Below are 16,058 nucleotides of genomic sequence, written 5' to 3' on the forward strand. Positions count from 1 at the left end.
CTGTTTGTTTGTTTTTAGTATCTGTAAGTAATTCTTGCTTTTGATAAATCGTAAGGACTCATTTCTAACTTTACCTTATCTCCAGGTAAAAGTTTAATATAATGCATACGCATTTTTCCAGAAATGTGAGCCGTAACTATATGTCCGTTCTCTAATTCTACACGAAACATTGCATTAGATAATGCTTCAGTTATAGTCCCGTCTTGTTGAATTGCTGATTGTTTAGCCATATTATTATTTATTCGATTTTCTATTGCTATTTCCCGCTTTCATTAACCCATCATAATGACGATTTAATAAGTACGAATTTATTTGTTGCAACGTATCAATTGCAACTCCAACCATAATGATTAATGATGTACCACCATAAAACATAGCCCAACTTTGTTGAATCCCAAATTGGAATGCAATCGCTGGTAAAATAGATAATGCTGCTAAAAATAACGATCCTGGGAACGTTATTCTAGACAATACAGAATCTAATCTATCTGCTGTGTCTTTACCTGGTCTAATACCTGGAATAAAACCACCACTTCTTTTAAATCTTCTGCCATTTTATTCGTAGGAATAGTAATAGCAGTATAGAAATAACTAAAAATAACGATTAACAATGCAAAAATAACATTGTACCATAAACCATTCATATCTTGTAGGCTTGCAATTACTGGAAATTTTTGAGCTAAAGCAACTGGTAAAAACATAATTGCTTGTGCAAAAATAATTGGCATTACACCTGCTGCATTTAATTTCAATGGAATATAATCCCTTGAACCTGCAACATTTTCTATATTTCCTGCAACTGTTCTTCTGGCATATTGCACTGCTATTTTTCTAACAGCAGTAACTAATAGCACAGTTAATAAAATTACTACAAACCAAACTATAATCTCAATTAAGATCATCATAACTCCACCTGCACCTGCATTTGTTGTTTTAGCAACAAATTCTTGTAAAAAAGCAGCAGGAAAGTTAGCGATAATACCAACAGTAATTAATAATGAAATTCCATTACCAACTCCTTTGTCTGTAATACGCTCTCCTAACCACATAGCAAAAATTGTACCTGAAGTTAAGATAATGATAGATGATACCCAAAATGTTGCACCACTAACTAAAAAAGCTTCAGGTCCAAGACCAAATTGAGTTTTAATAGCAGTAATATACGTTGGTGCTTGCACTAACGTAATACCTATAGTTAACCATCTTGTTATTTGTGTAATTTTTTTACGTCCACTTTCACCATCTTTTTGTAATTTTTGTAAATATGGAACCGCAATTCCCATTAATTGAACTACAATAGATGCCGAAATATATGGCATAATACCAAGAGCCATAACTGAAGCTCTAGCAAATGCTCCTCCTGTAAATGCATTCAATAAACCTAAAAGACCGCCTGAAGTACTTTCTTTTAATGCTGATAATTGTAATGGGTCTATTCCAGGTAAAGGAACAGCTGCCATAAAACGGTAAACAGCAATTAAACCGATAGTAAGAAGAATTTTATTCTTTAATTCTTCGATGCTAAAAATGTCTTTTAATCTATTAATAAAATTCATCATTTACGGGATGTTATAAAGTAACAGCTTCTCCTCCAGCTGCTTCAATAGCTGCTTTTGCTGATGCTGTAAATTTATGTACAGTTATATTTAATTTAGCTTTTAACTCACCATTACCTAATATTTTTACTAGGTCGTTTTTACCTGCTAATCTATTAGCTACTAAAACATCTAAACTAACTGTATCTGTTATCTTTCCACTATCAACTAAAGATTGTAATTTATCTAAATTGATACCTTGATATTCTTTACGATTGATATTTGTGAAACCAAATTTTGGTACACGTCTCTGAAGTGGCATCTGACCACCTTCAAAACCAATCTTTTTAGAATAACCAGAACGAGATTTCTGTCCATTGTGACCTCTTGTAGCGGTACCACCTTTTCCAGATCCTTCACCTCTTGCAATTCTTTTTCCTTTTTTAATGGAACCTTCTGCTGGTGTTAAATTATGTAAACTCATTTTTTATAATTTCTTATTTAATTTCTTCAAAAGAAACTAAGTGTTTAACTGTATTTACCATACCAACTATAGAAGGAGTTGCCTCATGTTCTACAGTTTGATTCATTCTACGTAAACCTAATGCCTCTAAAGTTCTCTTTTGATTCTGAAGACGCCCGATTTGACTTTTTACTTGTGTAACTTTAATTCTTGCCATCGTTCTTAGATTTATCCGTTAAATACTTTTTCTAAAGAAACCCCTCTTTGTTTTGCAATTGCAGCAGCACTACGCAACTGTAATAAAGCATTAAAGGTTGCTTTTACTGCATTGTGAGGATTAGAAGATCCTTGAGATTTTGATAATACATCATGCACCCCAACAGATTCTAATACTGCACGTACTGCTCCACCAGCAATAACCCCTGTACCAGGAGAAGCAGGCTTGATAAATACTTTCGCACCACCAAACTTACCTTTTTGCTCATGAGGTAAAGTACCTTCTAAGATTGGTATTCTAACTAAATTTTTCTTTGCATCTTCAATTGCTTTTGCAATAGCAGAAGCAACATCTTTAGATTTTCCTAATCCGTGTCCAACAACACCATTACCGTCACCTACAACAACAATTGCAGAGAATCCAAATGCTCTACCACCTTTTGTAACTTTAGTAACACGTTGTACACCAACTAACTTATCTACAAGTTCTAAACCACTAGGCTTAACTCTTTCTACGTTTTTATATCCTTGCATAATTTCTTAAAATTTTAAACCAGCTTCTCTTGCAGCGTCTGCTAATACCTTAACTCTACCGTGATATAAATATCCGTTTCTATCGAAAGCAACTGTTTCTAAACCAGCTTTTATAGTTAACTCAGCTATTGATTTACCAACTGCTGTAGCTGCCTCAGTTTTAGTACTTGCGCTTATTCCTTTATCTCTTGATGAAACAGAAGCTAATGTTACTCCATTTACATCGTCTATAACTTGAGCGTAAATTTCTTTATTACTTCTATAAACCGATAATCTTGGTTTAGTAGCAGTACCAGAAATGATTTTTCTAATTCTACGCTTAATTCTAGCTCTTCTTTGTAGCTTTGATAATGCCATATTGCTATATATTATGCAGATTTACCTGCTTTTCTTCTTAATACTTCACCAACAAACTTAACTCCTTTTCCTTTGTAAGGCTCAGGCGCTCTGAAAGAACGAATCTTTGCAGCAATTTGACCAACTAGTTGTTTGTCAAAAGAAGATAATTTAATGATCGGGTTTTTCCCTTTCTCAGATATTGTTTCAACTTTTACTTCTGGAGCAATTTCTAAAACAATATTATGAGAGAAACCTAAAGCTAAGTCTAATTTTTGCCCTTGATTAGATGCTCTATAACCAACACCTACTAATTCCAAATCTTTAGTCCAACCTTTACTTACACCTTCAATCATATTATTGATTAAAGCTCTCATTAAACCATGTTGTGCTTTATGGTCTTTACTTTCTGAAGCTCTATCCAAAATGATAACTCCATCTTCAATATTTACAGTAATTCCTTCAGAAATAGTTTGAGTTAACTCACCTAACTTTCCTTTAACTGTAATTACATTGTCTTTAATGTTTACATCTACACCTTGTGAAATGTTAACGGGATTTTTTCCTATTCTACTCATTTCTCAAAATTTAATAAACGTAACATAAAACTTCTCCTCCAACATTTTCCTGACGAGCTTTTTTGTTTGTCATTACACCTTTAGATGTAGATACAATAGCAATACCAAGCCCATTTAAGACTCTTGGCATTTCAGTAGAACCTACATACTTACGTAAACCAGGTGTACTAATACGTTGAATTTTTCTAATTACTGACTCTCTTGTTTCTTTGTCATACTTTATAGCTATCTTAATTGTCCCCTGAACATTATCGTCATTGAACTGGTAGCTTAAAATATACCCTTGATCAAACAAAATTTTAGTCATTTCCTTCTTCAAATTTGAAGCTGGAATTTCCACTACTCTGTGTCCTGCTGCGATAGCATTTCTTACTCTAGTAAGAAAATCCGCGATTGGATCTGTATACATATTTATTTAAATTGCGATTATGGTTTTCAAAATATCTCTATTTATGCTACAGATTTCTCTGTGATAATTGAACCTATAATCAGTTAAAATTCTAATACTCAAAAAAAATAGAGCGTGCAAAGATACACATACTATTTTTAATTATAAGATTTATTGTTGATTTCTACCAACTTGCTTTTTTTACACCTGGAATTAACCCTTGATTAGCCATTTCTCTAAATGTTACACGAGATAAACCAAATTGTCTCATATATCCTTTTGGACGACCAGTAAGTTTACATCTATTGTGCATTCTAATTGGTGAAGCATTTTTTGGTAATTTCTGTAATGCTTCATAGTCTCCAGCTTCTTTTAAAGCTTTTCTCTTTTCTGCATACTTTGCAACTGTTTTCGCTCTCTTACGTTCGCGAGCTTTCATTGATTCTTTAGCCATTTCTTAATTTTTTTGAATGGTAAACCTAATTCTCCTAATAATGACTTAGCTTCTTTATCAGTGTCTGCAGATGTTACAAATGTAATATCCATTCCATTGATTTTTTTCACTTGATCAATATTTATTTCTGGGTAGATGATTTGTTCAGTAATTCCTAAATTGTAATTACCTCTCCCATCAAAACCATTAGCTTTAATACCGTTAAAGTCTCTTACACGTGGTAGAGAAGCAGTAACTAATCTGTCTAAGAATTCATACATTTTATCTCCACGTAAAGTAACTTTAACACCAATTGGCATTCCTTTACGTAATTTAAATGCAGCAACATCCTTTTTAGACATCGTAGAAACAGCTTTTTGACCAGTAATTTTAGTCAATTCTTCTAAAGCATAATCTATTAATTTCTTATCTGCAATTGCAGCACCAACACCTTTAGAAAGAACAATTTTTTCTAATTTAGGTACTTGCATTACATTTTTATAACTGAATTCTTCAGTAAGAGCTTTTACAACTCTTTCTTTGTAATCCGCTTTTAATCTTGGTACGTAACTCATGATTATTATTATTTATTCGTTTTTTTAGAGATTCTAGTTTTAGTATCTCCATCAACTTTATAACCTACTCTTACAGCTACACCATCTTCTACTAACATTAAATTAGATATATGAAGTGAAGCTTCCTTTTTTACAATACCACCTTGAGGGTTTTGAGCGCTTGGTTTAGTGTGCTTAGAAATTAAGTTAACACCTTCTACCAATACTCTATCCTTATCTTTAATGATTTGTAAAACTTTACCTTCTGATCCTTTATGATCTCCTGCAATTACTTTTACAGTATCTCCTGATTTTAATTTGAACTTCTTCATTTTAACTAATGATTTAAAGCACTTCAGGTGCTAATGATACTATTTTCATGAATTGTTTATCACGAAGTTCACGAGCGACAGGTCCAAAAACACGTGTTCCTCTCATTTCCTCTGTAGGATTTAAAAGTACACAAGCGTTATCATCAAATCTGATGTATGATCCGTCTTTACGTCTTACTTCTTTTTTCGTTCTTACAACAACTGCTCTAGATACTTGACCTTTCTTAACAGTTCCGTTAGGAGTTGCAGATTTAACAGATACAACAATTTTGTCTCCAATACTTGCGTAACGTTTTCTTGTTCCTCCTAGAACTCTAATTACTAAAACTTCTTTTGCTCCAGTATTATCTGCTACTTTTAATCTTGATTCTGTCTGTAACATATTATTTAGCTCTTTCTAGGATTTCTACTAATCTCCAACGTTTAGATTTACTCATAGGCTTAGTTTCCATGATCCTAACAGTATCCCCTTCGTTGCAATCATTCTTTTCGTCGTGTGCAACATATTTCTTCGTCTTTAATACGAACTTTCCATACATTGGGTGCTTTACTCTTTTAGTTTCAGAAACAACTATAGATTTCTCCATTTTGTTACTAGAAACAACACCAATTCTCTCTTTTCTAAGATTTCTTTTTTCCATCTTTAAAACTGACTATAGAATTATTGTAATTCTCTTTTGTTAATTCTGTTGCAATTCTTGCTACAGTTCTTCTTAAGCTTCTCAATTGCAATGGATTCTCCATAGGAGTTATTGCGTGAGACATCTTAAGATCAGTATAATTCTTTTGCAACGCTCCAAGCTTCTCATTAAGATCTGCTATAGATAATTCTTTTATTTCTGATTGTTTCATTTTATTTTAGAATTATGCGTTAATATCAAAATCTCTTGCTATAATAAACTTCGTTTTTACTGGAAGTTTTTGAGCTGCTAAACGTAAAGCTTCTTTTGCTACATTCATTGGAACTCCTCCAATTTCAAACAAAATTCTACCTGGTTTAATAACTGCAACAAAATGATCTGGTGCTCCTTTACCCTTACCCATACGTACCTCTAAAGGCTTTTTAGTGATAGGCTTGTCTGGAAAAACTTTAATCCATAATTGCCCTTCTCTTTTCATATGACGAGTTGCCGCGATACGAGCTGCTTCAATTTGACGAGAAGTTAATAAGTTCTGATCTACAGATTTGATACCAAACATTCCATTAGAAAGTTGATTTCCTCTTCCAGAAATACCAGTCATATTTCCTTTCGCCTTCTGTACCTTACGGTATTTTACTCTTTTTGGCTGTAACATTTTTAATTTCTAATTTTAAAAATTATTTTCTTCTACGAGGTTGTTGACGTTTAGATCTGTCACCACCTTTACCACCTTGTTTTTTAGACAAGCCAACTAATGGAGATAATTCTCTCTTACCATAAACCTCACCCTTCATAATCCATACTTTAATACCTAATCTTCCGTATTGAGTATGAGCTTCAACAAGTGCGTAATCAATATCTGCTCTAAAAGTAGAAAGTGGAATTCTTCCTTCTTTATAATGTTCAGATCTTGCCATTTCAGCTCCGTTTAAACGACCTGAAATTTGGATTTTAATCCCTTCAGCGTTCATACGCATTGTAGCCTGAATAGCCATCTTAGTAGCTCTCTTGTAAGAAATTCTATTTTCTATTTGACGAGCCACACTAGTTGCAACTAATTTTGCATCTAACTCTGGTCGTTTAATTTCAAAAATATTAATTTGAACTTCTTTACCTGTAATTTTTTTAAGCTCTTCTTTTAACTTGTCTACCTCTTGACCTCCTTTACCAATAATGATACCTGGACGTGCTGTTGTGATAGTAACGGTTACAAGTTTTAAAGTACGCTCAATAATTACACGAGAAACACTTGCTTTAAATAATCTAGCATTTACATACTTTCTTATTTTATCATCTTCAGCTAATTTATCTCCGTAGTCATTACCACCATACCAGTTAGATTCCCAACCTCTGATGATTCCTAAACGATTTCCTATTGGATTAGTTTTTTGTCCCATTTCTACTTTGATTAATTACTTAAATTTTTACTACCTAACTCTAAAGTAACGTGATTAGAACGCTTACGAATTCTATGAGCACGCCCTTGTGGAGCTGGTCTTAATCTTTTTAACATTCCTGCGCTATCTACACAAATAGTTTTCACAAACAATCCAGCTTCTTCTATAGATGCTTCTTCATTTTTAGCTTGCCAGTTTGCAATTGCAGACAATAACAATTTTTCTAAATTGATAGATGCTTCTTTTGGACTGAATTTTAAGATTTGTAAAGCTTTTTCAACTTCTACTCCTCTAACTTGATCCGCTACTAAACGCATTTTCCTTGGTGATGTAGGACAGTTAGTAAGCTTAGCGAAAGCACGAGTCTTTCTATCCGCTTTTAACTGATCTGCCATATTTTTTTTACGAACTCCCATATCCTACTATTTTTTTCCTTTATTTTTTGCACCAGCGTGTCCTCTAAAAGAACGAGTTGGTGAAAATTCGCCTAATTTATGCCCTACCATGTTTTCAGTAACATAAACTGGTACAAACTGACGTCCATTATGAACAGCAATTGTTTGTCCAACAAAATCTGGAGTAATCATACTTGCTCTAGACCAAGTTTTAATTACTGTTTTGTTTCCAGCCTCTACATTAGCTAACACTTTTTTCTCTAATTTATAGTGAACGTAAGGTCCTTTTTTTAATGATCTTGCCATAACTTATTATTTCTTTCTACGTTCTATAATGTACTTATTACTAGCCTTAGTCTTAGATCTAGTCTTAAATCCTTTAGCAGGAATACCATTTCTAGATCTTGGATGACCTCCAGAAGCACGACCTTCACCACCTCCCATTGGGTGATCTACAGGATTCATTCTTACTGCATTTACCCTAGGTCTTCTACCTAACCATCTTCTTCTACCTGCTTTACCAGATACTAATAATTGATGATCAGAATTAGAAACAACTCCTATTGTAGCCATACAAGTTAACAAGATTAATCTTGTTTCTCCAGAAGGTAACTTTACAGTTGCATACTTACCATCTCTTGCCATTAATTGAGCAAATGAACCAGCAGAACGAGCCATAACTGCTCCTTGACCTGGGCGTAACTCTATACAAGAAATTGTAGTTCCTAAAGGAATTTCACTTAAGGTCATTGCATTTCCAATTTCTGGAGCAATTCCACTTCCTGCAACAATTGTTTGACCTACTTGTAAACCGTTTTGTGCAATTACATAACGTTTTTCTCCATCAGCATAACTAACTAAAGCAATAAATGCTGTACGATTAGGATCGTACTCTATAGTTTTTACTGTAGCAGGAATACCGCTTTTATCTCTTTTAAAATCGATAATACGATATCTTTGTTTATGACCACCTCCTATATTACGAGTTGTCATTCTTCCCTGACTGTTTCGACCTCCAGATCGTTTTTTCGGAGCAAGTAAACTTTTCTCCGGCTTATCAGTTGTTATGGTGTCGAACCCATTTACAACTCTAAAACGCTGACCTGGTGTTATTGGTTTTAATTTTCTAACTGACATTCTGTCTTTTCTTAAAGATTGTTATAAAAATCAATGCTTTCTCCTTCTGCTAATTGAACGATAGCCTTCTTGTACCCACTTTTAATACCAGTTACTAAACCTTTTTTAGTAAACTTAGTATTTCTTTGAATTGGATAATTTAAAGTCTTAACACTTGAAATAGAAACTCCATATGCTGCTTCAACAGCACTTTTAATTTCTAATTTATTAGCTTTCTTATCTACTACAAACGTGTAACGATTAAATAATTCGCTATTGTTTGTTGCCTTTTCCGTGATAATAGGTTTAATTAAAATACTCATTATGAATCCCTATTTGGTTAAATTTGTATTAATATCCTCTAAAGATCCTTCAGTAATCACTACTTTATTAGCATTTAAAACACCATACGTATTAATTTCTGAAGCCTTAACAACTTTAGACTTTTTTAAGTTACGTGATGATAAATACACATTAGTATTTTCATTACCTAGAACAAACAATGATTTTTTAGTATCTAACTCTAATGCTTTTAAAACATTTACAAAGTTTTTAGTTTTTGGATTTTCAAAATTAAAATCTTCAACTACAACTAAATTTTTATCATTTGCTTGAATACTTAAAGCTGACTTACGTGCTAAACGCTTTAAGTTTTTATTCAGTTTAAAAGAATAACTTCTTGGTCTTGGTCCGAACATACGTCCTCCACCTCTAAAAACACCAGACTTGATAGAACCTGCTCTTGCAGTACCAGTTCCTTTTTGTTTTTTTATCTTTCTTGTAGAACCAGTAATCTCTGCTCTTTCTTTAGCTTTATGCGTTCCTTGGCGTTGATTAGCCAAGTATTGCTTAACATCTAAATAAATAGCATGATCATTAGGCTCTATTCCAAATACTTCTTTAGAAAGTTCAACTTTCCTTCCAGTATCTTTTCCTGTAATATCTAAAACTGCTACTTTCATTATTTCTGAATAGTTACAAAAGCATTTTTATGTCCAGGAACTGCTCCCTTTACAACTAGTAGATTCTTTTCAGCAACTACTTTTAACACTTTTAAGTTTTGAACTTTTACTTTATCTCCTCCCATACGGCCTCCCATACGCATTCCTTTGAATACTCTTGCAGGATACGATGCAGCACCAATAGAACCAGGAGCTCTTAATCGGTTATGCTGACCATGAGTAGCTTGACCTACACCAGCAAATCCATGACGTTTTACAACACCCTGAAAACCTTTACCTTTAGAAACACCAGAAACATCTACAAACTCACCTTCTTCAAAGTGATCTACAGATATTGCATCTCCTAACTTATACTCTCCTTCAAACCCTTGAAATTCAACGACTTTTTTCTTTGCAGTTGTGCCAGCTTTTTTAAAGTGACCATCTAACGCTCTGTTAGAACTTTTTGCTTTTTTGTCATCGAAACCAAGCTGTAACGCACTATAGCCGTCAACCTCTTCGGTTCTGACCTGAGTGACAACGCATGGACCCGCTTCGATTACTGTACAAGGAATATTTTTCCCGTTTTCATCGAATAAGCTGGTCATACCAATCTTTCTTCCTATTAACCCAGACATTTAGTTAAAATTTTAGACGATAGAATCTTATCCAGCGCGTCTATTAATAATTATTTTTTTGAAACTATTGTTTCACTCTCATCTTTAAAATTTCGTTTAAAAAAAAACAGCGCAAACAAATTCAACGCTGATTTTGTTTTTTCCGTTTTTCTTTTGCGAAACGCTCCAGACATGTAACTATTTTTTAAAATAAATCAAAAAAATAGGATCACCCTACTCTATTTCGGGTTGCAAAAGTATAAAAAACTTTCGGTTTAACAAAATTAAACCGAAAGTTAATACTTTACTTAAACTTTTATTTCTACTTCAACACCACTTGGTAACTCAAGTTTCATTAGTGCATCAATAGTTTTTGAAGAAGAACTATAGATATCTAACAATCTTTTGTAAGCAGCTAATTGAAATTGCTCTCTAGATTTTTTATTAACGTGAGGTGAACGTAATACAGTAAAAATCTTTTTATGTGTAGGTAAAGGTATTGGACCATTAACAACTGCTCCAGTACTTTTTACCGTTTTTACAATTTTTTCAGCAGATTTATCTACTAAGTTGTAATCGTAAGACTTTAATTTTATTCTAATTTTTTGACTCATCTTATATAATTTAGTAGGTTATCCTTTTGCTTTTGCAATTACATCTTCAGAAACATTTGAAGGTGTCTCTGCATAATGTGAAAATTCCATAGTAGAAGTAGCTCTACCTGAAGACATCGTTCTTAATGCTGTTACATAACCAAACATTTCTGATAAAGGCACAAGTGCTTTTACAACTTTTGCTCCATTACGATCACTCATATCATTAACCTGACCTCTTCTTCTATTTAAATCTCCAACAATATCACCCATATTTTCTTCAGGAGTTAAAACTTCTAACTTCATTAAAGGCTCCATAATTTTAGCTTTAGCAGCTTTAGCAGCAGCTTTATAACCTAATTTTGCAGCTAATTCAAAAGATAATTGATCAGAATCCACAGCATGGAAAGAACCATCTTTTAAAGTAACTTTCATAGAATCCATTTCATATCCTGCTAAAGGACCATTTTTCATAGCTTCTTTAAATCCTTTCTCAATAGAAGGTACAAACTCTTTAGGAACATTACCTCCTTTAATTACAGATTCAAAAACTAGACCTTGAACACCTTCATCAGCAGGCTCCATTGTAAATACAATATCAGCAAACTTACCACGACCACCAGATTGCTTTTTATAAACCTCTCTATGATTTGCCGCAGCTGTAATAGCTTCTTTGTATTCAACTTGTGGTTGACCTTGATTAACTTCTACTTTAAATTCACGTTTTAAACGATCTACAATTACATCTAGGTGTAATTCTCCCATTCCAGAAATAATAGTCTGACCTGAAGCTTCGTCTGAACGTACAGTAAAAGTTGGATCTTCTTCTGCTAATTTACCTAAACCGATACCTAATCTATCAACATCAGCTTTAGTTTTAGGTTCAACTGCGATACCAATTACTGGGTCTGGAAAATCCATAGAACTCCAATACAATTGGATGCTCTTGAGAAGAAAGTGTATCTCCTGTTTTAATAGATTTAAATCCAACAGCAGCTCCAATATCTCCAGCTTCAATAAAATCAATTGCGTTTTGCTTGTTAGCGTGCATTTGATAAATACGAGAAATACGTTCTTTTTTACCTGAACGGTTATTTAAAACATAAGAACCAGCATCTAAACGACCTGAATAAGCTCTAAAAAATGCCAAACGACCAACGAAAGGATCTGTAGCAATTTTAAATGCCAATGCAGCGAAAGGTTCATCAACACTAGGCTTACGTAATTCTTCTTTTTCTGTATCTGGATTTACACCAACGATTCCATCTTTATCAGTAGGAGATGGCAAATAACGACATACAGCATCTAATAAGAACTGTACCCCTTTATTCTTAAATGCAGAACCACAAATCATAGGAATGATTGCCATATCCATTACAGCAGCTCTAAGTGCAGCATGCACTTCTTCTTCTGTAATAGAATCTTCATCTTCCATAAATTTTTCTAAAAGATTCTCATCATAACTTGCTACTTCTTCAATTAAAAGTGCACGATATTTACGAGCTTCTTCTTTTAACTCTTCAGGTATTTCAATAATATCGAAAGTTGCCCCTTGAGTCTCGTCATGCCAAACAATAGCACGATTTTTTACTAAATCTATAATCCCCTTAAACTCATCCTCGTCACCAATATTTAAAACGATTGGCACCGCATTTGACTTTAACATATCTTTTACCTGCTGGCAAACACCTAAAAAGTCAGACCCTTGGCGGTCCATCTTATTAACGAAACCAATTCTTGGTACTTTATAGTTGTCTGCAAGTCTCCAGTTAGTTTCAGACTGTGGCTCAACACCATCAACTGCACTAAATAAAAACACTAACCCATCCAATACACGTAATGAACGATTTACTTCAACAGTAAAATCAACGTGACCCGGTGTGTCAATAATATTAAAATGGTATCCTTTTGTATCAGGTGTTGGTTTTCCATTTTCAATTGGAAATTCCCATGTACAAGTTGTAGCAGCAGAAGTAATTGTAATACCTCTCTCCTGCTCTTGCTCCATCCAGTCCATTGTAGCTGCACCATCATGCACTTCACCAATTTTATGCGAAACACCTGTATAATACAATACACGCTCTGTAGTTGTAGTTTTACCGGCATCAATATGTGCGGCAATACCAATATTTCTTGTAAATTTTAAATCTCTAGCCATTTCTATTAAAATCTAAAGTGAGAGAATGCTTTATTTGCTTCTGCCATCTTGTGAGTATCTGTACGTTTCTTAACCGCAGCTCCTTCTTCTTTAGCCGCAGCTAAGATTTCAGCAGCTAAACGTTGTGCCATTGTTTTCTCATTTCTCTTACGAGTATACAAGATCATCCATTTAATAGCCATAGACACTTTACGGTCTGGTCTAATTTGCATTGGTATTTGAAAAGTTGCACCTCCAACACGACGAGATCTTACTTCTACGTGAGGCATCACATTAGATAACCCATCTTTCCAAATTTCTAAAGCTGATTTTTCTTCACCTTCACCCTTTTTCTCTTCTACTAGGTCTAAAGCGTCATAAAACACTTTAAACGCTACGGACTTCTTACCACTCCACATTAAGTTATTAACGAAACGTGTTACTAACTGATCGTTAAATTTTGGATCCGGCAATAAGACTCTTTTTTTTGCTGCTCTTTTTCTCATGTCTTTTACATTAAAAAAGTTAATTAATTTGTTACTAGCTATTAATTGCCAACTAAAAACTTTTGTAAAACCGCTTCCAATTCTACACCAAGTTATTAAGTTTTCAATTTATCAACTTATAACTTTTTACTTCTTTGGGCGTTTTGCTCCATACTTTGATCTACGCTGAGTTCTTCCCTCAACTCCCGCTGTATCTAAAGCCCCACGTACTACGTGATACTTTACTCCTGGCAAATCTTTTACCCTTCCACCTCTAACTAATACTATCGAGTGCTCCTGTAAGTTATGTCCTTCTCCTGGGATGTATGCATTTATCTCATTACCATTTGTTAATCTAACTCTGGCAACTTTTCTCATTGCAGAATTAGGTTTTTTTGGCGTTGTAGTATAAACACGTGTACAAACTCCACGTCTTTGAGGACAAGACGACAAAGCAGCCGATTTACTCTTCTTAGTTATTTTGGTTCTTCCTTTACGAACTAATTGTTGAATAGTAGGCATACTAAATAATTACTGTTTTACGTTTATAATAAAAACTTTTCTCTTTTTAAGAGTTTGCAAATGTAGTAATTATTTCTAATTATTCAAAAATCAGAGAGTTATTTTTTAAAAGCAGATTAAAAAGCTGTTTTTCACTTGAATTTCTGCTACTTTTGAAACACTAAAATAAAGGAAATTGAAACCAAAATTCATAACATTTTTTTTAACAATACCACTTTTATTCATTTTAAATGACTTAAACGCTCAAGATCTAACTTTAGAAATAACATCAAAGAATAAAGAAGAACGCAAAATATTAACAAATTTAGATTACAAAAAAAACATAAAAACATAAAACATCGAAACAAAGAAATAACAGAAGTAATACAAAAACTTAAAAGGGAAGGATACATCACAAACTTAATTGATAGCATAACAAAAAACAAAACAGAACACACGGTCTACATCACTTTAAACAAAAAAATTAATAAAGTAACATTAACTCTTAATAAAGCAACAAGATTATTAGTTGAGAAAAAAATATTATAGAAAAAAACAAACTAACGATACCTTTTAAAGAGGTTACAACTTTGTTTTACCAAATTAACAATAGATTAGAAAATAAAGGAAAATCATTTTCTAAGATAAAATTAAAAGACACTAAAATAAAGTCAGATACATTATTTGCTAAACTAGAAGTACTTCAATCTAAAAAAAGAATAATAAATAAAGTAAAAGTTAAAGGGTATGAAAAATTCCCAGATAAGTTTTTAGAAAATTATTTAAAAATAGATAATAATAGTATTTTCAATAAAACTAAATTAAAAACCATCTCTTCCCTTATACATAAAATAAGATTTGTGGAGCAAATAAAACCACCCGAGACCTTATTTACTAAAGATTCAACATTTTTATATTTATATCTTCAAAAAAATACCAATAATAGTTTTGACGGCACAATAAGTTTTGCTTCTCTTGAAAACGGAAACATATCTCTGAATGGAAATCTAGATTTAAAATTAAATAATATTCTAAATGCAGGTGAAAAGTTAGAGTTATTTTGGAATAGTATTATTAACGAAAAACAAGAGTTAAGAATTACATCAGAATTGCCTTATATATTTAATTCAAAATTCAGCCCAGAAATTACATTTTCAATTTTCAATCAAGATTCCACTTTCATTAACACTAAATTAAATACTAAAATCGCTTACGATTTAAACTCGAATACAAAAATAGCATTCAATTACAGTTCTGAAGAATCTAGCAAACTTAGTAACATTAATAACATTAGCAATTTCAATAATTTTTTTTTAGGTTTTGAATTGAAATACACAAAATTTAAAATGGATTTTTTTAATAATAAAAAAATAAACATAATTATCAATCCAACTTTTGGAAACAGAAAAACAAAGGAAAAAAAACAAATCAATTTAAAATTGAAACTACGATTTCATATTTATTCACAATTAATAAAAGGAATAATCTCTTTTTAAAAAACAATACTGGATACTTAAACTCAGATGACTTCTTAAATAACGAGTTATTTAGAATAGGTGGCAATAATACAATTCGAGGATTTAATGAAAGAAGTATATTTACAAACAACTACACATATTTTAATATAGAATACAGATATTTAACTTCAAAAGAGTCATATCTATATTCTATAACAGATGTAGCTAAAATTAAAAATAGATCAAAAAACAATTTATTGATAGGGCTTGGACTTGGTTATTTATTTAAAATTAAAGAATCACTTATAAACATAGGCTATGTTTTAGGGAAAGAAAAAAATAACAAATTTAATTATAATGACTCAAAATTAATTATAACCTGGAAAAGTTTTTTTTAAGAAAAAGATGG

At 32.5% G+C, this 16,058-nt stretch carries 26 protein-coding genes and 2 pseudogenes; 2 read left to right on the forward strand and 26 right to left on the reverse strand.

Going from position 1 to position 16,058, the window contains the following annotated elements:
- Positions 1-14 precede the first annotated feature (14 nt).
- From infA to rpsL, 26 genes and pseudogenes are all read right to left on the reverse strand, one after another.
- Entirely contained in the window at positions 15-230 is a 216-nt protein-coding gene (gene infA, locus N5A56_RS09980) for a translation initiation factor IF-1 (protein ID WP_004568721.1), read from the reverse strand.
- Between the two features lie 4 nt (positions 231-234).
- Positions 235-1,556 (reverse strand): annotated as a pseudogene (gene secY, locus N5A56_RS09985) (preprotein translocase subunit SecY).
- 13 nt (positions 1,557-1,569) lie between these two features.
- Positions 1,570-2,019: a 50S ribosomal protein L15 gene (rplO, locus tag N5A56_RS09990; RefSeq protein WP_265725328.1), complete on the reverse strand. Its 450-nt coding sequence runs from the start codon at positions 2,017-2,019 to the stop codon at positions 1,570-1,572.
- Between the two features lie 13 nt (positions 2,020-2,032).
- Positions 2,033-2,215 carry a 50S ribosomal protein L30 gene (gene rpmD, locus N5A56_RS09995; protein WP_265725329.1) on the reverse strand — a complete coding sequence of 61 codons (183 nt, stop codon included), beginning with the start codon at positions 2,213-2,215 and terminating at the stop codon, positions 2,033-2,035.
- Between the two features lie 11 nt (positions 2,216-2,226).
- Positions 2,227-2,751, reverse strand: coding sequence for a 30S ribosomal protein S5 (gene rpsE, locus N5A56_RS10000; RefSeq protein WP_265726126.1), 525 nt, complete (start codon positions 2,749-2,751; stop codon positions 2,227-2,229).
- A 3-nt stretch (positions 2,752-2,754) separates the two neighbouring features.
- A complete protein-coding gene (gene rplR / locus N5A56_RS10005; RefSeq protein ID WP_265725330.1) occupies positions 2,755-3,105 on the reverse strand; it encodes a 50S ribosomal protein L18 in 351 nt (116 codons plus the stop codon).
- An 11-nt stretch (positions 3,106-3,116) separates the two neighbouring features.
- On the reverse strand, positions 3,117-3,662 hold the full coding sequence (gene rplF / locus N5A56_RS10010) for a 50S ribosomal protein L6 (protein WP_265725331.1): 546 nt from the start codon (positions 3,660-3,662) through the stop codon (positions 3,117-3,119).
- Positions 3,663-3,672: 10 nt separating this feature from the next.
- Positions 3,673-4,071, reverse strand: coding sequence for a 30S ribosomal protein S8 (gene rpsH, locus N5A56_RS10015; RefSeq protein ID WP_265725332.1), 399 nt, complete (start codon positions 4,069-4,071; stop codon positions 3,673-3,675).
- 163 nt (positions 4,072-4,234) lie between these two features.
- Complete coding sequence (rpsN, locus tag N5A56_RS10020; protein WP_036825705.1) at positions 4,235-4,504, reverse strand: 30S ribosomal protein S14; 270 nt, start codon at positions 4,502-4,504, stop codon at positions 4,235-4,237.
- The gene (gene rplE / locus N5A56_RS10025) at positions 4,486-5,058 is read right to left on the reverse strand and encodes a 50S ribosomal protein L5 (RefSeq protein WP_265725333.1); all 573 of its coding nucleotides are present in this window, start codon (positions 5,056-5,058) and stop codon (positions 4,486-4,488) included. Before rplE ends, rpsN begins: the two co-directional genes overlap by 19 nt.
- Positions 5,059-5,066: 8 nt before the next feature.
- Positions 5,067-5,369: a 50S ribosomal protein L24 gene (gene rplX, locus N5A56_RS10030; protein ID WP_265725334.1), complete on the reverse strand. Its 303-nt coding sequence runs from the start codon at positions 5,367-5,369 to the stop codon at positions 5,067-5,069.
- 13 nt (positions 5,370-5,382) lie between these two features.
- Positions 5,383-5,751: a 50S ribosomal protein L14 gene (rplN, locus tag N5A56_RS10035; RefSeq protein WP_265725335.1), complete on the reverse strand. Its 369-nt coding sequence runs from the start codon at positions 5,749-5,751 to the stop codon at positions 5,383-5,385.
- A gap of 1 nt (position 5,752) precedes the next feature.
- Entirely contained in the window at positions 5,753-6,010 is a 258-nt protein-coding gene (gene rpsQ, locus N5A56_RS10040; RefSeq protein WP_265725336.1) for a 30S ribosomal protein S17, read from the reverse strand.
- Positions 5,991-6,221 (reverse strand): 50S ribosomal protein L29, encoded by a 231-nt coding sequence (rpmC, locus tag N5A56_RS10045; RefSeq protein ID WP_265725337.1) that lies wholly within the window; start codon positions 6,219-6,221, stop codon positions 5,991-5,993. The genes rpsQ and rpmC overlap by 20 nt, the downstream gene beginning before the upstream one ends.
- A gap of 12 nt (positions 6,222-6,233) precedes the next feature.
- On the reverse strand, positions 6,234-6,665 hold the full coding sequence (gene rplP / locus N5A56_RS10050; RefSeq protein WP_265725338.1) for a 50S ribosomal protein L16: 432 nt from the start codon (positions 6,663-6,665) through the stop codon (positions 6,234-6,236).
- Between the two features lie 22 nt (positions 6,666-6,687).
- Positions 6,688-7,407 carry a 30S ribosomal protein S3 gene (gene rpsC, locus N5A56_RS10055; protein ID WP_265725339.1) on the reverse strand — a complete coding sequence of 240 codons (720 nt, stop codon included), beginning with the start codon at positions 7,405-7,407 and terminating at the stop codon, positions 6,688-6,690.
- 11 nt (positions 7,408-7,418) lie between these two features.
- Positions 7,419-7,823, reverse strand: a complete 405-nt coding sequence (rplV, locus tag N5A56_RS10060; RefSeq protein ID WP_265725340.1) for a 50S ribosomal protein L22 — start codon at positions 7,821-7,823, stop codon at positions 7,419-7,421.
- A gap of 6 nt (positions 7,824-7,829) precedes the next feature.
- Positions 7,830-8,108, reverse strand: a complete 279-nt coding sequence (gene rpsS / locus N5A56_RS10065; protein WP_015482224.1) for a 30S ribosomal protein S19 — start codon at positions 8,106-8,108, stop codon at positions 7,830-7,832.
- A 6-nt stretch (positions 8,109-8,114) separates the two neighbouring features.
- Positions 8,115-8,939 carry a 50S ribosomal protein L2 gene (gene rplB / locus N5A56_RS10070; protein WP_265725341.1) on the reverse strand — a complete coding sequence of 275 codons (825 nt, stop codon included), beginning with the start codon at positions 8,937-8,939 and terminating at the stop codon, positions 8,115-8,117.
- A gap of 11 nt (positions 8,940-8,950) precedes the next feature.
- Positions 8,951-9,241 (reverse strand): 50S ribosomal protein L23, encoded by a 291-nt coding sequence (rplW, locus tag N5A56_RS10075; protein WP_265725342.1) that lies wholly within the window; start codon positions 9,239-9,241, stop codon positions 8,951-8,953.
- Between the two features lie 9 nt (positions 9,242-9,250).
- Positions 9,251-9,880, reverse strand: coding sequence for a 50S ribosomal protein L4 (rplD, locus tag N5A56_RS10080; RefSeq protein ID WP_265725343.1), 630 nt, complete (start codon positions 9,878-9,880; stop codon positions 9,251-9,253).
- Positions 9,880-10,497: a 50S ribosomal protein L3 gene (gene rplC / locus N5A56_RS10085; RefSeq protein WP_265725344.1), complete on the reverse strand. Its 618-nt coding sequence runs from the start codon at positions 10,495-10,497 to the stop codon at positions 9,880-9,882. Before rplC ends, rplD begins: the two co-directional genes overlap by 1 nt.
- 287 nt (positions 10,498-10,784) lie before the next feature.
- A complete protein-coding gene (gene rpsJ, locus N5A56_RS10090; RefSeq protein WP_068363283.1) occupies positions 10,785-11,090 on the reverse strand; it encodes a 30S ribosomal protein S10 in 306 nt (101 codons plus the stop codon).
- Between the two features lie 18 nt (positions 11,091-11,108).
- Positions 11,109-13,227 (reverse strand): annotated as a pseudogene (gene fusA, locus N5A56_RS10095) (elongation factor G).
- 5 nt (positions 13,228-13,232) lie between these two features.
- Positions 13,233-13,712 carry a 30S ribosomal protein S7 gene (gene rpsG, locus N5A56_RS10100; protein ID WP_265725346.1) on the reverse strand — a complete coding sequence of 160 codons (480 nt, stop codon included), beginning with the start codon at positions 13,710-13,712 and terminating at the stop codon, positions 13,233-13,235.
- A 126-nt stretch (positions 13,713-13,838) separates the two neighbouring features.
- Positions 13,839-14,213, reverse strand: a complete 375-nt coding sequence (rpsL, locus tag N5A56_RS10105; RefSeq protein ID WP_018943587.1) for a 30S ribosomal protein S12 — start codon at positions 14,211-14,213, stop codon at positions 13,839-13,841.
- Between the two features lie 569 nt (positions 14,214-14,782).
- Between rpsL and N5A56_RS10110 the strand changes: the two genes are divergently transcribed.
- A complete protein-coding gene (locus N5A56_RS10110) occupies positions 14,783-15,688 on the forward strand; it encodes a BamA/TamA family outer membrane protein (protein ID WP_274270382.1) in 906 nt (301 codons plus the stop codon).
- Positions 15,661-16,047, forward strand: a complete 387-nt coding sequence (locus N5A56_RS17720; protein WP_420793205.1) for a ShlB/FhaC/HecB family hemolysin secretion/activation protein — start codon at positions 15,661-15,663, stop codon at positions 16,045-16,047. The genes N5A56_RS10110 and N5A56_RS17720 overlap by 28 nt, the downstream gene beginning before the upstream one ends.
- Positions 16,048-16,058: the final 11 nt, after the last annotated feature.

The sequence above is a fragment of the Polaribacter ponticola genome (genome assembly GCF_026191475.2).
In the GTDB taxonomy this organism is placed as follows: domain Bacteria; phylum Bacteroidota; class Bacteroidia; order Flavobacteriales; family Flavobacteriaceae; genus Polaribacter; species Polaribacter ponticola.

What these genes read in the sequence shown, in the direction of transcription:
- rplE (WP_265725333.1), bottom strand. Translation starts at nt 5,058, where the DNA reads ATGAGTTACGTACCAAGATTAAAAGCGGATTACAAAGAAAGAGTTGTA.
- rpsN (WP_036825705.1), bottom strand. Translation starts at nt 4,504, where the DNA reads ATGGCTAAAGAATCAATGAAAGCTCGCGAACGTAAGAGAGCGAAAACA.
- rplN (WP_265725335.1), bottom strand. Translation starts at nt 5,751, where the DNA reads ATGTTACAGACAGAATCAAGATTAAAAGTAGCAGATAATACTGGAGCA.
- rpsJ (WP_068363283.1), bottom strand. Translation starts at nt 11,090, where the DNA reads ATGAGTCAAAAAATTAGAATAAAATTAAAGTCTTACGATTACAACTTA.
- rplV (WP_265725340.1), bottom strand. Translation starts at nt 7,823, where the DNA reads ATGGGAGTTCGTAAAAAAAATATGGCAGATCAGTTAAAAGCGGATAGA.
- rplB (WP_265725341.1), bottom strand. Translation starts at nt 8,939, where the DNA reads ATGTCAGTTAGAAAATTAAAACCAATAACACCAGGTCAGCGTTTTAGA.
- rpsS (WP_015482224.1), bottom strand. Translation starts at nt 8,108, where the DNA reads ATGGCAAGATCATTAAAAAAAGGACCTTACGTTCACTATAAATTAGAG.
- rpsC (WP_265725339.1), bottom strand. Translation starts at nt 7,407, where the DNA reads ATGGGACAAAAAACTAATCCAATAGGAAATCGTTTAGGAATCATCAGA.
- rplD (WP_265725343.1), bottom strand. Translation starts at nt 9,880, where the DNA reads ATGAAAGTAGCAGTTTTAGATATTACAGGAAAAGATACTGGAAGGAAA.
- rplW (WP_265725342.1), bottom strand. Translation starts at nt 9,241, where the DNA reads ATGAGTATTTTAATTAAACCTATTATCACGGAAAAGGCAACAAACAAT.
- rplR (WP_265725330.1), bottom strand. Translation starts at nt 3,105, where the DNA reads ATGGCATTATCAAAGCTACAAAGAAGAGCTAGAATTAAGCGTAGAATT.
- rpsG (WP_265725346.1), bottom strand. Translation starts at nt 13,712, where the DNA reads ATGAGAAAAAGAGCAGCAAAAAAAAGAGTCTTATTGCCGGATCCAAAA.
- rpsL (WP_018943587.1), bottom strand. Translation starts at nt 14,213, where the DNA reads ATGCCTACTATTCAACAATTAGTTCGTAAAGGAAGAACCAAAATAACT.
- rpmC (WP_265725337.1), bottom strand. Translation starts at nt 6,221, where the DNA reads ATGAAACAATCAGAAATAAAAGAATTATCTATAGCAGATCTTAATGAG.
- rplF (WP_265725331.1), bottom strand. Translation starts at nt 3,662, where the DNA reads ATGAGTAGAATAGGAAAAAATCCCGTTAACATTTCACAAGGTGTAGAT.
- rplC (WP_265725344.1), bottom strand. Translation starts at nt 10,497, where the DNA reads ATGTCTGGGTTAATAGGAAGAAAGATTGGTATGACCAGCTTATTCGAT.
- rpmD (WP_265725329.1), bottom strand. Translation starts at nt 2,215, where the DNA reads ATGGCAAGAATTAAAGTTACACAAGTAAAAAGTCAAATCGGGCGTCTT.
- rplX (WP_265725334.1), bottom strand. Translation starts at nt 5,369, where the DNA reads ATGAAGAAGTTCAAATTAAAATCAGGAGATACTGTAAAAGTAATTGCA.
- rplO (WP_265725328.1), bottom strand. Translation starts at nt 2,019, where the DNA reads ATGAGTTTACATAATTTAACACCAGCAGAAGGTTCCATTAAAAAAGGA.
- rplP (WP_265725338.1), bottom strand. Translation starts at nt 6,665, where the DNA reads ATGTTACAGCCAAAAAGAGTAAAATACCGTAAGGTACAGAAGGCGAAA.
- infA (WP_004568721.1), bottom strand. Translation starts at nt 230, where the DNA reads ATGGCTAAACAATCAGCAATTCAACAAGACGGGACTATAACTGAAGCA.
- rpsH (WP_265725332.1), bottom strand. Translation starts at nt 4,071, where the DNA reads ATGTATACAGATCCAATCGCGGATTTTCTTACTAGAGTAAGAAATGCT.
- rpsQ (WP_265725336.1), bottom strand. Translation starts at nt 6,010, where the DNA reads ATGGAAAAAAGAAATCTTAGAAAAGAGAGAATTGGTGTTGTTTCTAGT.